This is a genomic window from Actinoplanes sp. NBRC 103695, assembly GCF_030269485.1.
Lineage (GTDB): Bacteria > Actinomycetota > Actinomycetes > Mycobacteriales > Micromonosporaceae > Actinoplanes.
This window is the reverse complement of the sequence record NZ_BSTL01000002.1, coordinates 498,397-513,370: the sequence shown is the minus strand read 5'-3', so window position 1 is coordinate 513,370 and position 14,974 is coordinate 498,397. Positions and strand designations below refer to the sequence as shown.

13 protein-coding genes are annotated in these 14,974 nt (G+C 69.3%); 4 read left to right on the top strand and 9 right to left on the bottom strand.

Annotated features, from left to right (window positions below; translation table 11 throughout):
* Nucleotides 1-6 precede the first annotated feature (6 nt).
* From QSK31_RS04755 to QSK31_RS04745, 3 genes are all read right to left on the bottom strand, one after another.
* The gene (locus QSK31_RS04755) at nucleotides 7-588 is read right to left on the bottom strand and encodes a hypothetical protein (protein WP_285681260.1); all 582 of its coding nucleotides are present in this window, start codon (nucleotides 586-588) and stop codon (nucleotides 7-9) included.
* A gap of 565 nt (nucleotides 589-1,153) precedes the next feature.
* Entirely contained in the window at nucleotides 1,154-1,825 is a 672-nt protein-coding gene (locus QSK31_RS04750; protein ID WP_285681259.1) for a response regulator, read from the bottom strand.
* Nucleotides 1,822-3,225, bottom strand: a complete 1,404-nt coding sequence (locus QSK31_RS04745) for a histidine kinase (RefSeq protein ID WP_285681256.1) — start codon at nucleotides 3,223-3,225, stop codon at nucleotides 1,822-1,824. The genes QSK31_RS04750 and QSK31_RS04745 overlap by 4 nt, the downstream gene beginning before the upstream one ends.
* 189 nt (nucleotides 3,226-3,414) lie before the next feature.
* On the opposite strand from QSK31_RS04745, the gene QSK31_RS04740 reads away from it, so the two are divergent.
* The 4 genes from QSK31_RS04740 to QSK31_RS04725 all read left to right on the top strand — a co-directional run bounded on the left by QSK31_RS04740 (nucleotide 3,415) and on the right by QSK31_RS04725 (nucleotide 7,686).
* Complete coding sequence (locus QSK31_RS04740) at nucleotides 3,415-3,864, top strand: DUF1707 SHOCT-like domain-containing protein (RefSeq protein ID WP_285681254.1); 450 nt, start codon at nucleotides 3,415-3,417, stop codon at nucleotides 3,862-3,864.
* Between the two features lie 59 nt (nucleotides 3,865-3,923).
* On the top strand, nucleotides 3,924-4,742 hold the full coding sequence (locus QSK31_RS04735; protein WP_285681251.1) for a metal-dependent hydrolase: 819 nt from the start codon (nucleotides 3,924-3,926) through the stop codon (nucleotides 4,740-4,742).
* 576 nt (nucleotides 4,743-5,318) lie between these two features.
* Nucleotides 5,319-6,143 (top strand): PHP domain-containing protein, encoded by an 825-nt coding sequence (locus tag QSK31_RS04730; protein ID WP_285681432.1) that lies wholly within the window; start codon nucleotides 5,319-5,321, stop codon nucleotides 6,141-6,143.
* Nucleotides 6,144-6,504: 361 nt separating this feature from the next.
* Nucleotides 6,505-7,686, top strand: a complete 1,182-nt coding sequence (locus tag QSK31_RS04725) for a hypothetical protein (protein WP_285681249.1) — start codon at nucleotides 6,505-6,507, stop codon at nucleotides 7,684-7,686.
* Between the two features lie 266 nt (nucleotides 7,687-7,952).
* Here QSK31_RS04725 and QSK31_RS04720 read toward each other — a convergent pair whose 3' ends face one another.
* The 6 genes from QSK31_RS04720 to QSK31_RS04695 are packed head-to-tail and all read right to left on the bottom strand — an operon-like array spanning nucleotide 7,953 to nucleotide 14,929.
* Nucleotides 7,953-9,686 carry a bifunctional 3'-5' exonuclease/DNA polymerase gene (locus tag QSK31_RS04720; protein WP_285681247.1) on the bottom strand — a complete coding sequence of 578 codons (1,734 nt, stop codon included), beginning with the start codon at nucleotides 9,684-9,686 and terminating at the stop codon, nucleotides 7,953-7,955.
* Between the two features lie 36 nt (nucleotides 9,687-9,722).
* Nucleotides 9,723-10,634: a carbohydrate ABC transporter permease gene (locus tag QSK31_RS04715; protein ID WP_285681246.1), complete on the bottom strand. Its 912-nt coding sequence runs from the start codon at nucleotides 10,632-10,634 to the stop codon at nucleotides 9,723-9,725.
* Nucleotides 10,635-10,650: 16 nt separating this feature from the next.
* On the bottom strand, nucleotides 10,651-11,556 hold the full coding sequence (locus QSK31_RS04710; protein WP_285681244.1) for a carbohydrate ABC transporter permease: 906 nt from the start codon (nucleotides 11,554-11,556) through the stop codon (nucleotides 10,651-10,653).
* 40 nt (nucleotides 11,557-11,596) lie between these two features.
* On the bottom strand, nucleotides 11,597-12,994 hold the full coding sequence (gene ngcE / locus QSK31_RS04705) for an N-acetylglucosamine/diacetylchitobiose ABC transporter substrate-binding protein (protein WP_285681241.1): 1,398 nt from the start codon (nucleotides 12,992-12,994) through the stop codon (nucleotides 11,597-11,599).
* A gap of 55 nt (nucleotides 12,995-13,049) precedes the next feature.
* Complete coding sequence (locus tag QSK31_RS04700) at nucleotides 13,050-13,949, bottom strand: carbohydrate ABC transporter permease (RefSeq protein ID WP_285681239.1); 900 nt, start codon at nucleotides 13,947-13,949, stop codon at nucleotides 13,050-13,052.
* Complete coding sequence (locus tag QSK31_RS04695; protein WP_285681236.1) at nucleotides 13,949-14,929, bottom strand: carbohydrate ABC transporter permease; 981 nt, start codon at nucleotides 14,927-14,929, stop codon at nucleotides 13,949-13,951. The genes QSK31_RS04700 and QSK31_RS04695 overlap by 1 nt, the downstream gene beginning before the upstream one ends.
* Between the last annotated feature and the right edge of the window lie 45 nt (nucleotides 14,930-14,974).

Here is a 14,974-nt window from a genome sequence, read left to right as displayed (position 1 = left end):
AACAGCTCAGGCCGCCGACGGAAACTCGTAGATCCAGAACTGCTGAGCATCCATGCACTCGGCTTTCACCCCACCGGACAACCGGTGGAGCATCAGCCGGATCACACGCGACATCTTCCGGGAGTCGTCATTGAACCGGCAGAAGTCGAGGGCGATGATGCCGTTCTGGTTCGCGGCCGTCAGGTACATGGCCTCTACCATGTCGGCGAAGGCCCGGGTGTCACGTGCCTCGCAGCCGACGGCGACGAAACCGCAGTACCAGACCTTGTGTTGCCGGTACAGCTCCGGCCAGCGCCGCTCGAAGTACTCCGGTGCGATGAGTGGCATGGCATGCAGGTTGTTGGAGTAGGTGGACAGGCCGCACAGGGTGCCGTCGTCTCGCAGTGCCAGGTACTTCTGCACTCGCTGGTCCCTCATGACGTCGTCGAACTCATCGCGAAACATGAGGTGGCGCTGCACTGCGAGTGCGCGGATGTCTTGGAATGCCTCCAGGTAGAGGTTCCACGCGGCGTCGAGGTTCTCGTCATCGGTGATCTGGTCGATGATTTTGACAAGCATGCTTCCTGCACCCCCGAGGGTCGTCGGCAAACGACCCCGCTCGTCGTACTTACAGCGGTCAATGATTCTTGACCATCACTGTACGAAGCGTGATGTCGGTACGACAATCCGTGCTTGCCAATGGGTTTGTGCCAATCGTGTCCGAAGATGATCTCGATGCATGTCGCCAGGCCTGCTCCAGTGTGTTTCCACAGGCCGCTGCCGCCTCGGCCTCCCCGCCGAGGCGGCAGAGCCGTGTCCGGAATCGTTAGCCCAGCGTGTACGCCGTGCGGGCACGGAAAGTAACGGAGATCGACTATTCGCGCATGACGCCGGCGCAATCTGGACTGCCACCAATGTGTACTGAGCCTTATCGGGGCGCCGGGAACAGGCACGGCGCAACGAAACGTCCGACCGACAGTAATAGTGAAAATGGCTCTTGATTGCACACACAGTGGCCGCGCCGTCCTCAATGGACTCGGCGCTCCTGCAGATGCATGTGCAAAGGCCCAGTGATAAAAGTCCAGGACTTCAAGGCCAGAACAATGAGGCTACGACAACCGGGCGGGAACCGCGACCGCCTCGACGTGTCAATCCACGGCTGGGCTTGACGTGCTCAGCTCAACCAGCCAGGTCGGATAAGCCCCGCTTCGTACGCATAGACAACCAATTGCGCGCGATCGCGCGCACCCAGCTTGACCATCGTGCGGCTCACGTGGGTCTTCGCCGTCGCCGGGCTGATCACCAGCCGCCCGGCGATCTCGTCGTTGGACAGTCCCTCGCCCACCAGAACCATCACCTCGCGCTCCCGGTCGGTGAGCTGTTCCAGCTCGGCCGGCGGCGCCGACGACCGGCCCCGGCCCGGGGTGGCGAACTCGCCGATCACCCGGCGGGTCACGCTCGGGGAGAGCAACGCGTCCCCGGCCGCCACCGCACGCACCCCGCGCAGCAGCTCGACCGGCTCGGTGTCCTTCACCAGGAAGCCGGACGCGCCGGTGCGCAACGCCTCGAAGACGTACTCGTCCAGCTCGAACGTCGTCAGGATGACCACCCGGGTGCCGGACAGCCGCGGGTCCGCCGCGATCCGCCGGGTCGCCTCGAGACCGTCGACGCCGGGCATCCGGATGTCCATCAGCACCACGTCGGGACGGGTCTCCTCGGCCAGGCGGACCGCCTCCAGGCCGTCGGACGCCTCGCCCACCACCTCGATGTCGGGTTCCGCGTTCAGCAACGCGCGGAAGCCGGCCCGCACCAGAGCCTGGTCGTCAGCGAGCAGGACCGAGATCATGCGCTCTCTCCACCTTCCCGCGCTCCACCCGCCCGTGCTCCACCTTTCCGCGCTCCATCTTCGCGCGCTCCACCTTCCTGGACTCCACCTTCCCGCGCTCCATCTTCGCGCGCTCCACCTTCCTGGACTCCGCCTTCCCGCGCTCCGCCTTCCCGTGCTCCGCCTTCTTGCGCGGCAGACCCGGCCACCGGCAGAGACACTGTCACCAGGAAACCGCCGTTCGGCAGCGGACCCGCCTGGAGGCTGCCGCCCAGCGCCACCGCACGCTCACGCATGCCCGCGATGCCGCTCCCCTCCGACTCGCCCGGCGACCCCACCTCACCGTCGTTGCGGATCGACAGGCGCAGACCGTCGGGCGCATAGTCCACCGACACCTCCGCCTTCGCGTCCGGACCGGCGTGCTTGCGGACGTTCGTCAGCGCCTCCTGCACGATCCGGAACGCCGCCCGGTCGAGCTCCGCCGGCAGCGGCCTCGGCAAGCCCGTCCGCGTGGTCGTCACCGGAAGCCCCGCGCTGCCGGTCAGCTCGTCCAGCCTGTCCAGGCCCAGCGTCGGCTGCCGGGGCGCGGCCTCCTCCTCCGGCCGAAGGACACCGAGCACCGCGCGTACCTCTCGGAGGGCCTCCGCACTTGCGGTCTTGATCGCTGTCAGGGCCTCGCGGGCCTGCTCGGGCTGGTTGTCCATCAGATGCAGGCCCACGCCGGCCTGCACGCTGATCAGCGACAGGTGGTGGCCGAGCACGTCGTGCAGCTCACGGGCCATGCGCAGCCGCTCCTCGGACGCCTGCCGCCGCTCCTGCTCCTCCTTGGCCCGGGCCCGCTCGGCCCGCGCCTTCATCACCTCGGCCATGTGCTCGGACTGCGCCCGGGCCGCGCCGCCGAGGAACAGCGACAGCAGCAACGCGACCGCGAGAACGACGAGGGTACGCAGGCCGGGGCGGGTTTCGGGGGCAAGCCCGAGCTCGCTGGAGATCACCACCGTCACCACGGCGTACGCCACATAGCCGGCCACCGAGGCCAGGAACGCCGGCCGGCCCCGCCCCTGCTTCACCGCGTTCCAGCAGGCGACCAGCGGGGCGACCAGGAACACCCAGCGCGGCGCGGCGATCGTGGCGAACCCGATCGACGCCGCCAACGTGATCAGCAGCACCGGGATCGGGGCGCGCCGCCGCCAGATCAGCGCCGCCGGGCCGATCAGCAGCAACGCGTAGGCCAGAGGGTCCATCGCGTGGAAGACCAGCCCCTCGCCGGCCATGTCCTTCGCGCCGAGGATGTGGAACATGGCGGCGCCGACCGCCCCGAAGATCGGATGGCCCTTGCGCTGATGTCCGCGGCGCCACGGCGGGTCCGGCCATGGCTGGTCCTGCTGCCATGGCGTATGCCGCCTGCCGGGTTCTCGCACGTCTCGAACGTACGGCACCCGCAGGTCGGCGGACATCGAACCCAGGACCGGTCTCCGCGTACTCCCCAGGTTGTACGCCGCGCCCCCGGTGTCCGCCCCGGGGCGTACGTGAAGTCACGACCTGGGTCAGACGCGCGAACCGCCGCGGCACGGCAATCTTGAGCCATCGCTTCACCGAAGGGGGCTTCCGTGACCACCGACGACGCCACGCGGGCAGGGCAGCATCGGCTCCGCACGTCCGACACCGAGCGCGAGCAGGTCGCCACGATCCTGCGCGCCGCGATGACCGAGGGGCGGCTGACGCTCGAGGAGGGTGAGGAGCGGCTGGGTGCCTGCTACGCCGCCAAGTTCCGCGACGATCTGATCCCGCTCACCGCCGACCTGCCGGGCAACGGCCGCCAGGCACTCGCCCACACCCCGCAGGCGCAGGCCGCGACACGCCGGGACAGGCGGGCGTTCGGCGGCTTCGTGTTCGTGCTGTCCAGCGTCCTGGTGAGCCTCTGGTTCCTCTCCGGCGCACACTTCTTCTGGCCGATCTTCCCGATGTTCTTCCTGTTCATGGCGTTCGCCAGGCACCACGGGCCGGCGCACCAGCACTACCGCCGGCATCAGCCCGTCGCGCCCTGGAACGCTCCCTGACTCCCTGATGGAGCCGAGGGTCGTTGATCGACTGGCATCGCCCTGAAACGCTTGAAGCCGTGATGGGACCTTCGCACGCATTGTCCGGTGCCGCGGTCTGGCTCGCGGGGAGCTGGGCTTTGGATCACTTCGGGGGGTACGCCCAAAGCCCGCTGGCAGTGACGATCGGGGCGACGGTGTGTGCCGGGGCGGCGCTGCTGCCCGACCTGGACCTGTCCGGCAAGGTCACCCGCAACCAGGGCGGCGCCACGGTGGCGCGGACGTTCGGAGTGTTCTCGCTCTTCGTCGCCGAGGTGATCGAGAAGGTGTCGCTGGGCATCTACTCGATCACCCGGATGCCACGTGATCCTCGGCGGACCAACGGGCACCGCACGTTCACGCATACGCTGGTGTTCGCCGGGCTCGTCGGCTGGGGCACGACCAGTCTCGCCGCGGCGTACGGGAAATGGGCGGTCCTGGGGGTGCTGTTCTTCATGGCCGGCCTGGCACTGCGCGGGCTCTTCGACAAGTGGGCGGAACGCGCCGGCTGGCTGATCGTGACCTTGACCTCGGCGGCGGTCGCGTTCATGGCCGCGTCGCAGTTGGACGCCGACCGCGGCTACCCCCTGCTGGGCACCGCCGTGGGCGTCGGCTGCGTGGTCCACCTCATCGGCGACATGATCACCCGCAGCGGCGTGCCCCTGCTCTGGCCCATCCCGCTGGGCGCCCGCATGTGGCGCATGATCGGCATCCCCGACGGCATCGCGATCAGGGCCGGCGGCCCCGGTGAGATCTTCGTCTTGCGCGGCCTCTTCACGATCGTCTCCTTGCTGGCCCTCCTGGCCATGTTCTTCCCCGGCGTCTTCTCCTCCATCCACCTCGACGCCGCCGCCCCATGACCCACCCCCACGCCGCTGCCTCCTCTCGCGGTCACACCGACCCACCCGCGCGCGACACCTGGGCCCACGGGACACCTCGACCGCGCGCCACACCTCGACCGCGCGCCGCCCCTCGACCGCGCGCGATTCTTGGGCCCCGCGACACCTCAACCGCGCGCGGCACCTCAACCGCGCGCCACACCACGACCGTGCGCGATTTCTGGGCCCCACGACACCTCAACCGCGCGCGACACCACGACCGCGCGCGACACCACGACCGCGCGCCACACCACGACCGCGCGCGATTCCTAGGCCCCACGCGATTCTTGAGCCCCGCGCGATTCCTCGACCACGCGCGATGATCTCCCCACGCCGCACACCGGCCCGCTCGCGCGCGACACACCTGGTCCACACACCGACCCACTCGCGCGCGACACACCTGGTCCACACACCGACCCACTCGCGCGCGACGCACCTGGGCCGTGCGGCGTGACCTCTCCGCGCGACACCTCTCCGCGCGACACCTCTCCGCGCGACACCCCTCCGCGCGACACCCCTCCGCGCGACGTCGCTGGGCGACGGGCGGACTCCCCGCCGCTGCCGCCGGACAATCACGTTCACACCGAGTGGTCGTGGGACACGGCCGTAGGCTCGATGGAGGGCTCGTGCGCGCGGGCCGTGGAACTCGGGCTCCCGTCGATCGCCTTCACCGAGCACGTCGACCACACGTCGTGGTACCTGGCGCGTAGCGGCCCCTACGCCAACGAGAACCACCTCGCCATGGCGGACGAGAACCTCCTGCTGACGCCGCCGCCGCTGGACGTCGACGGCTATCTGGACTCGGTCGACCGCTGCCGGACGCTCTTCCCCGGCCTGCGCATCCTCACCGGCGTCGAGCTCGGCCAGCCGCACTGGCACGCCGCCGAGTGCGCCGCGATGCTGGGGCCCGGGTCCTTCGAACGGGTGCTCGGCTCGCAGCACTGCCTCCCGCACGAGTCGGGTTTCGCCGAGCCGTGGCTGCTCTATCCGCTGCGGGAGCCGGCCTCGGTGATGCGGGACTATCTCGCCGAGGTGGTCCGGCTGGTGAACAGCGACGCGGCCTTCGAGGTGCTGGCGCACATCGACTACGCGGTCCGGTCCTGGCCGTTGGAGACGTTCGATCCCGAGGATTTCGAGGAGGAGTTCCGGTACGCGCTGCGCGCCACCGCCCGGTCGGGACGTGCCCTGGAGGTCAGCACCCGGATCCCGATGCACGCGACCATCCTGCGCTGGTGGCGGGAGGAGGGCGGCGGCGCGATCAGCTTCGGCAGCGACGCCCACCAGCCGGAGCTGGTCGCCCACGGCTTCCGCGAGGCCGCCGACCTGGCCGACGCCAACGGCTTCCGGCGCGGCCGCTCCCCCGCCGACCTCTGGATTCGCTGAACCCGGGTCGCATGATGCCGCCGCCCAGGCTGTGGCGCCGGCCTTGGCGGTCTGACCCGTGACATCCGGGGGCGCACGGGGTTGATCGTGAATTCGGTCGACCAGGGTGCGGGTGGGTCCGGATACTGGCGGCGTGCACTCGTTGCCGGTGTTGTGGCTGTACGGTCCGCCTGGAGTCGGTAAGACCAGCGTCACCTGGGAGCTGTTCCGGCGGCTCGCCGCGGAGGGGCTGTCCACCGGCTACGTCGACATCGACCAGGTGGGGATGTGTTACGGCCCGCCGACGACGCAGAACTGGGCGCCCGAGCCCGCCGATGACCCGGGGCGGCATCTGCTCGAAGCGCGAACCCTGAACGCGGTCGTGGCGAACTTCCGGGACGCCGGCGCGCACGGGGTGATCGTGCCGGGTGTGATCGACCAGGTGCGCGGGATGCCCGTCGACCTCCTCCCGGACGCGGCGCTGACCGCTGTCCGGTTACGCGCCGACCCGGGCGATCTTGGGCGACGGCTGGCCGCCCGAGACAACCCGTTCGAAGACCGCGCGGCAATCCCCGCCCTCGCCGATGCCCTCGATCGCGCCTTCGCCGGCAAGCCTTGCGTCGACACGACCGGGCTGACGATCGCCGAGGTCGCCGACCGCGTCCTCGCGCATACGGGTTGGCCTGGCGTGCCCCTGACCGAACCGTTGAGCGCAAGGTTGGCACCCGGTCCCGCCGCGGGAGGCGCGAGTCGGCCACTCGGTTCCGAAGTGAGCGTGAGCCGGACACCTGATCCCGACGCGGGCGGCGCAAGGCGGGCACCTGGTCTCGACGCGAGTGGCGTGAGCCGGACACCCGGATTCGATGCCGGCGGCGTGAGCCGGACGCCCCATCCCAGTGCGGGCGGGGATCAGACGCTTGGTCGCGGCGCGGGCGACGTGGAGCGGGCGCTTGGTCGCGGCGCGGGCGACGTGGAGCGGGCGCTTGGTCCCGGCACGGGCGAGATCCTGTGGGTCTGCGGACCGACCGCGGTGGGCAAGTCGACGGTCGGCTGGCAGGTGTATCAGCGGATCAGGCAGGGCGGGGTAACGGCGGCTTTCGTCGACCTCGATCAGATCGGGTTCCGTCGTCCGGTCCCGGCTGGCGATCCGGGCAACCATCGGCTCAAGGCGGCGAACCTGGCCTCGGTCTGGCGTTCCTTTCGCGCCTCGGGTGCGGCATGCCTGATCGCGGTCGGGCCGCTCGAACGGCCGGAGGACTTCACGCACTACGCCGACGCGCTGCCGGCCGCCGCGATCACGCTGTGCCGGCTGCGCGCCAGTCGGCGGGTCCTCGGCGAGCGGGCCGCGCTGCGCGGGCGGGGTGTGAGCCCGGCGAGCGGTCTCGCGGGCGATGAGCTGGTCGGGCAACCGCCCGGGCGGCTACGCGAGATCGCAGACCAGGCGGCGCGCATCGACCAAACCCTCGGCGTCTTCGGCGACCTGCACGTGGACACCGATGACCGTCCCGCCGCGGACATCGCCACCGAGATCCTGAAACGCACCGGTCACCCGATGCCGGCATAGCAGGCCCTCCAGTCGCTCAGCATCGATACAGCACCATCGTGCCGAGCGCCGGGCAGGCGGCGCAGCGAAAGGCGTGCGGCGGCGGAAGGCAGGCGGCCCAGCAAAGGCGGCGCAGCAAAAGGCGGCGCAGCAAAGGCGGGCAGTGCAGCGGGAGTGGTGGCGATGCAGCGCGAACGGGTGGGCGCGGCGCAGCGGAAGCAAGTGACAGCGTGGGTTACGTCGCAGCGTGGGTTAACGCGGTCGAGCAACGGCGGGTTGCGCGGCCGTTACTTGGCGTCGGCGTAGCACTGGACGACGGAGACATCCAGGGGAAAGCGGACCTCGGTCGCGCCGAAGAGCAAGCGGCCCGCCTCCGCCGCGGACTGCTGGACTGCCGCCACCACCGTGGGGGCCTCGTCCTCGGGGCAGTGCACGACCACCTCGTCGTGGACGAAGAAGACCAGCTCGGCCTTGGTGCCCTCCAAGGCTGTGCGCAGGGACGCCAGCAGGACCAGGGCCCACTCGGCGGCGGTGGCCTGGATGACGAAGTTGCGGGTGAAGCGGCCCCGGGCGCGGCCCGTCGCGCCGCCCTGCGGGAGTTCGGCTGTGCCCGCCTCCTCGGGTGGGTCGAGGCCGGCGTCGCGCCAGGCTGAGGAAGCCGGTGGGCAGGTGCGGCCCAGCCAGGAGCGGACCAGGCCGCCGGCCTCGCCGGTGCGGGCGGCCGTCTCGACGTACTCGAAGGCGGTGGGATAGTGCTGGCGGAGGACGGCCAGGGCGGGGATCGCGGCGCCGCCGGTCTGGCCGTACATGGCGCCGAGCAGGGCGACCTTGGCCTTGGCCCGGTCGCCGTCGAAGGAGTCGGCGGCCAGGGCGGCGTAGAGGTCGCCTGCCTTCGCGGCGGCGGCCAGGCGGGTGTCGCCGGACACCGCGGCGAGGACTCGTGGCTCGAGCTGGCCGGCGTCGGCGACGACGAAACGCCAGCCGTCGTCGGCGACCACGGCGCGGCGGACCACCTTGGGGACCTGGAGTGCTCCCCCGCCTCGGGTGGCCCAGCGGCCGGAGACGACGCCGCCGGGGACGAACTCGGGGCGGAACCGGCCGCCGACGATCCAGGCGTCGCGCCACGACCAGCCGTGTGCCGTCCAGATGCGGTAGAGCTCCTTGTACTCCAGGAGGGGCTGGACCGCCGGATGCTCGATTTTGCGTAGCACCCAGGCCCGGGTGTTGGGGATCTCGATGCCGGCCCGGGCGAAGGCCCGCACCACCTCGGCCGGCGAGTCGGGGTGCAGGCCGCGTACGCCGAAAGCGGTGTTGATCTGCGCGGTCAGCTCGGCGAGGCGGCGGGGCGGGCCGACCGGCTGGGGCGGGCCGAGCAGCTCGCGCAGCAGCGTGTCGTGCAGGTCGGCGCGCCAGGGCAGGCCGGCGTGGCCCATCTCGACGCCGAGCAGGGCGCCGGCGTTCTCCGCCGCCACGAGCAGACGGAACCGGCCGGGCTGCTCGATCGCGGCGAGGCGGGCGTGCTGGTCGGCGTAGGCGCGCACGACGTCGGCGAGGGCGCCGGTGGCTTTGGACGGGGCGGGGCCCGCGTCGAAGAGGGAACCCTGGCTGTGGCCCGGCGGGTCGGGCTGGCGCGGCGGCGGGTCGGGCGGGACGGGACGGCCGTCGAGGCGGGCGATGACCGCGGGCAGCGCGCGCGGTGCGCCCCACCATCCGGCGTACCCGAGTAGGAGTGCCTCGGTCAGCTCCAGATCGTGGCAGCGGCGGACCCGGACGCCCGCACGGACCAGGGGCGGGTAGACCTCTGAGGTGGCGGACCAGAGCCAGCGCACCTGGCCGGAGGCCTCGCGTGAGCGGATCGCCGCGGCCAGGTCGGCCACGTCCTCGATCGGCCCGGCCGGGCGCCCGTCGGGGTGGAGCGGCTGAAGCCGGCCGGTGGACCCGGGGCCGGCCTGAACGGCGAGTGGCCCAGCCGCCCCGGGGGCAGCTGAGCCACTCGTCGTTGTCGTCGCGGTCGGGTCCACACCTGCATTCTGGCGTGGAGGTACGACAAAAACCGGCTACTTCACCGCGCCGGCGGTGAGGCCGGCCTGGATCTGACGCTGGAAGATCGCGTACACGATGATCATCGGCAGGATCGAGAGGGTCAGCGCGGCGAACAGCGTCGACCACTGCGCCTGGTAGCCGGCCGACGTGCTGATGTTCGCGATGCCCTGGGTCAGCACCCACTTGGAGTCGGCGCCGGCGCCCTGCATGATCGCGACCGGCAGCAGATATTGGTTCCACTGGCCGACGATGTTGAAGATCGTGATGCTGACCAGGCCGCTCTTGGCCATCGGCACCATGATCTGGAAGAACTTGCGGGTGTGCGAGGCGCCGTCCATGGTCGCCGCCTCCTCGATCTCCATCGGCAGCGTCTTGAAGAACGCGGCCATGAAGAACACCGTGAACGGCAGCGAGTAGGCGATGTACACCAGGATCAGGCCGGTGAACGTGTTGATCAGGCCGAAGCTCTTCAGGATGAAGAACAGCGGGACCAGGGCCATGAAGGTGGGGAACGCCAGGCCGCTGACGAACAGGTAGTAGATGGCCCGGTTGCCGGGGAACCGGTAGCGGGCCAGCACGTACGCGGCCATCGAGCCCAGCAGCATGGTGCCCGCCGTGCTCAGCACCACCACGAACACGCTGTTCAGGAAGTACTGGCCGACGTGCGCGGTGGTCCACGCGTCCAGGTACGACTGGAACGAGAACGAGCTGGGCAGCCCGAACGGCTGGCCCAGGAAGATCTCGGTGTTGTTCTTGAAGGAGGACAGCACCACCCAGATCAGCGGGCCGGCGGTGGCCAGCGCCCAGACGAACAGGGCGATGTGCGCGAGGCTGCTGAAGGCGTTCACCTCGCGCTTGGTGTCCGGCTTGCGCCCCGCGGACGACGTCTTGGCGGGCACAGCGGCGGGCGCCTCGGTCGAAGTCATGGTCACCGAGCTCCCCTCACATCTCGACGGCGTCGCGGCGGGTGACCCGGAGGGTCAGCGCGGCGAACGCCAGGGTCAGGATGAACAACGACACGCCCAGCGCCGACGCGTAGCCGGCCTGGGAGAACTCGAACGCGTTGCGGTAGATCATCAGGCTCAGCACCGAGGTGGCGCCGTCCGGGCCGCCGCGCTCCACGGACATGATGTTGACCAGCGCGAAGCAGTCAAACGCCGCGATGCCCAGGTAGACCCAGGCGACCTGGATGGTCTGCCAGAGCAGCGGGACGGTGATCCGGAAGAACAGCGTGACCCGGTTGGCGCCGTCGATCGCCGCGGCCTCGTAGATCTCCGTCGAGATGGAGCCCATGCCCGCCGAGAAGAGCACCACGTAGAAGCCGACCGACTGCCAGACCAGCACCGCGACGATGCTGATCAGCGCGATGTTGCCGTCGGCCAGAAAGAGGATCGGCTCCGACCCGGACGGGAGCAGCCCGTTGATCAGGCCGCTCTCGTCCGGCGAGTAGACCCGGCCGAAGATCACCGCGACGATGGCCAGGGCCAGGAGCTGCGGGAAGAAGAACAGCACCCGGTAGAGCTTGGAGCCCCAGACGCCGCGGGTGGTGCCACCCTTGTGCCCGCCGCCGACGTTCAGCAGGAACGCGAACACCAGGGCCAGGGCGATCGTGATGATCGGCAGCACCAGCAGGACGAACAGGTTGTGCTGGACGGAGCGCCAGAACAACGAGTCGTTCCACATGGTGACGAAGTTCTCGAACCCGACGTACGAGATCGGCCCCAGACCGGACCAGTCGGTGAACGCCAGCTGGAACGTCTGGACGTACGCCGCGACCACGAAGGTCACGTAAAGAGCCACCGGCACGACAAGGAAACCGATGATGAAGGGGTACTTGCCGTGCCGCATGGCGTCCTTCCTACGGGCTTACAGGTGATCTGACCAGGGCCTAGACGGCCTTGGCCACCTTGGCGATCCGGGTGACGAACTGGTCGGCCGTGCCGCCGTCGAACATCAGCTGGTTGGTCGCGGCCTGGACCTCGACGTCGAGCTTCTTGTACAGGTCCGGCCAGCGGTAGCCGAAGAAGTCCGAGCCGGCGCCCTTGAGCAGCTCGTTGCCGCTGGTCAGGCCGGGCGAGATGGTCAGGCCGTCGGCCGCGCCCTGTACGACGGTGAGCACCTTGGTCAGCTTGGTGAAGCCGGCCGCGCCCTCCTTGGAGAGCATGTGACGCAGGTACTCCATGCCGCCGCGCGGGTTCTTGCCCTTGCTGGAGGCGTAGTACATCTCGCCGGCCGCCGCGTAGATCGCGGTCTGCGGGAGCTTGTCCGCGCCGGTGACCGACGGGAGCGGGATGACCGCGTACTCGAAGCCGGCCGGGGTGTCCTTTGCCTGCTCGTTCTCCAGCCAGGAGCCGCACGGGTAGAAGGCGACCTTGTCCTGGTTCTGCTGCAGCTGGACCTCGGTGTGCCGCAGGCCCTTGAACTTCTTGTCGGAGAACTTGGCGCCGATCTCGGCCCACGCGGCGGCGGCCTGCTTGATCGCCGGCGCCTCCCACGCGCCGTCCGCGTTCTCGTCCAGCGCCTTGAGGAGCTCGGTGCCACCGATCTTCGCGGCGCTGGTCAGGATCGCCAGGTACATGTAGTAGGGCGCGTTGGCCCCGGCGTACGCGAACGGGGTGACGCCCGCGGCCTTGATCGTGCCGAGCAGGGTGGTGAACTCGGCCCAGGTCTTCGGCAGCGTCCAGTTGTTCTTGGTGAACAGCGCCTTGTTGTACCAGAGGCCGTACACGGTGAACGCGTAGTTGAGCACGTACGGCTTGCCGTCGAAGAGGCCCTGCTCGTACGCGCCGGGGACCAGGGTGTCCTTGACCGTCTTGCCCGGGATGTCCACCGACGGGGCGGCGAACAGGTCGGTGAGGTCCTGGGCCTGGCCCGCCTTGACGATCGCGGCCATGTCCATCAGGCCGGCGCCGGCGTTGTTGACCATGTCCGGCGGGTCACCGGCGTTGATCCGGGGCTGGACGACCTTGCCGATCTCCTGCGTCTCGGAGAACTTCACCTCGGCGGTGGGGAAGGCCTTCTTGTACGACGGGATGTGCACGTCGGTGGCGTACTTGCTGCCCAGGCCGCCGTTGAAGATGATGACCTCGAGCGGCGCCTTGGCGTCGACGCCCAGCGGGTTGGTGTCGCTCTTCGTACCCTCGGCCTGGTCCTGGGTCTTCTCCTCGCCGCCGCCCACGCAGGCGCTCAGCAGTCCGGCCGCCGGCGTCGCCATCAGGCCCACGGCCGCGGCACGACGCAGCAGCGTGCGCCGGTCGACCTCGGGCCGGGCAAAAATGTCGCTCATTGTTACTCCTCGCTGGTGGTGCTCGTGCTTCGTACGGAAAAGGGGTTATTGCAGGTCAGCCCTTCACCGCGCCGGCGGTGAGGCCGGTCGCGATGTTGCGCTGGATGATGAGGAAGAAGATCACCACCGGAATCGCGGTCAGGATCGACCCGGCCATCAGCGGTCCCCAGAACGTCCCTCGTTGCGTCTGGTTCTGCAGCAGCCAAGCCATCAGGTTCTGCTGAGCCTGATCGTTGAACGTGTTGATGATGATGAACTCGTTCCACGCCTGAATGAAGCCGTACACGGACGTTGCGACCAAACCGGGACCAGTGAGCGGCAGAATGATCCGCCAGAACACCTGCGCACGCGTGCAGCCGTCGATCAGCGCGGCCTCGTCCAGCTCGCGCGGGATCCCGGAAATGAAACCACGCAGGGTCCAGACGGTGTACGGCAGGATCAGCACGATATAGACAATGATCACCCCAGGCAGCTCCTTGGTCCGCCCGAAGCCCTGCATCATCAGGTAGAGCGGAATGAGCAGCGCGACCAGCGGAACCATCTGCACGCCGAGGACGACCAGAATGATCGCCTTCCGGCCGTAGAACTGGAACCGGGCGATCGCCAGCGCGGCCAGAAAGCCGACCACGATCGCACCGGCCACCGCACCCAGCGTGATGATCACACTGTTGAGCAGGTCCTGCTGGAAGAACGGCGCGTTGAACGCCGACTTGAAGTTGTCGAACGTCGGGCTGTTCGGGATGAACGTCGGCTCGAACCGGAGGATCTCGTTGGACGGCTTGAACGCGGTGTTCAGCACCCAGTAGACCGGGAACGCCATGACCACGATGAACCCGATGGCGGCCAGGTTCGCGAACAGCGTGCCGGCCCTGCTCCGGCCGACCGTGACGGTGTCGCTGTCGATCGGGCGGCGGCGGCGTTTGCGTATGGGTACGACGGGGGCGACGGCGGCCATCAGTCCACGTCTCCGATCTTGAACATCTGCCGGATGTAGAACACCATCACGGCGGCCAGGAGGATCACGGTGATCACCGAGATCGCCGAGCCGAGGCTGTAGTTGTTGGTCTTGAAGGCGGTGCTGTACGCGTACGTGGCCAGGGTCTGGTAGTCGGAGCTGGGCCGGCCGTCCCGGATCACCCAGGGCTGGGTGAACAGGCCGAAGTTCCAGATCGCCGACAACGTGGTCACGATGACGATCAGCTGTTTCAGGATCGGCAACGTGATGTTGCGGAATGCCTGCCAGGGCGAGGCGCCGTCGACCGTGGCGGCCTCGATGAGCTCCTTGGGCACCTGGGTCAGCCCGGCGTTCAGGGTGATCGCGATGAACGGGATGCCGGCCCAGACCACCAGCGAGGTGATCACGGCCCAGCCCTCGAGCGGTTCGGCGAACCAGCTGTGGCTCTCGTAGTCCAGGCCGATCAACGTGAGCAGGTAGTTGATCACGCCGAAGTCGGCGTCCACCAGCCAGCGGAAGATCTGCGTGGCGACCAGCTGCGGCATCGCCCAGACGAACATCATCACGACGATCATGGCGATCCGGATGCTCGGCGCGACCCGGCGCATGAGCATCGCCACGGCCAGGCCGATGGTCACGGTGAGCGCGACCGAGACGACGGTGAAGACCGTCGTGCGCAGCGCCACGGTCCAGAACACGCTGTCGGTGAGGACCTTGGTGTAGTTGTCGAGACCGACCCACGGCGGGGTGAGCCCGGCGAAGAGCTCCCGCAGCCGCATGTTCTGGAACGACAACACGACCATCCGGACCATCGGATAACCGAGCAGCGCGAACAGCAGGAACAGCGCGGGCAGGGCGAGCGCGTACGGCACGAGGCCGCTGGAGGTGCTCGAACGCCGCTTGCGTCGGACGTGTGCGCCGGGCGCCGGCGGCCCGGGCGGTGTGGGCCGCGCCGGAGCTGACGGTGAGGCGACGGACATCAGATCTCTTCCTCTCCCTGGAGGATCACCGGTGCGCCGCCCGCC

What these genes read in the sequence shown, in the direction of transcription:
- QSK31_RS04750 (WP_285681259.1), bottom strand. Translation starts at nt 1,825, where the DNA reads ATGATCTCGGTCCTGCTCGCTGACGACCAGGCTCTGGTGCGGGCCGGC.
- QSK31_RS04715 (WP_285681246.1), bottom strand. Translation starts at nt 10,634, where the DNA reads ATGACTTCGACCGAGGCGCCCGCCGCTGTGCCCGCCAAGACGTCGTCC.
- QSK31_RS04710 (WP_285681244.1), bottom strand. Translation starts at nt 11,556, where the DNA reads ATGCGGCACGGCAAGTACCCCTTCATCATCGGTTTCCTTGTCGTGCCG.
- ngcE (WP_285681241.1), bottom strand. Translation starts at nt 12,994, where the DNA reads ATGAGCGACATTTTTGCCCGGCCCGAGGTCGACCGGCGCACGCTGCTG.
- QSK31_RS04700 (WP_285681239.1), bottom strand. Translation starts at nt 13,949, where the DNA reads ATGGCCGCCGTCGCCCCCGTCGTACCCATACGCAAACGCCGCCGCCGC.
- QSK31_RS04695 (WP_285681236.1), bottom strand. Translation starts at nt 14,929, where the DNA reads ATGTCCGTCGCCTCACCGTCAGCTCCGGCGCGGCCCACACCGCCCGGG.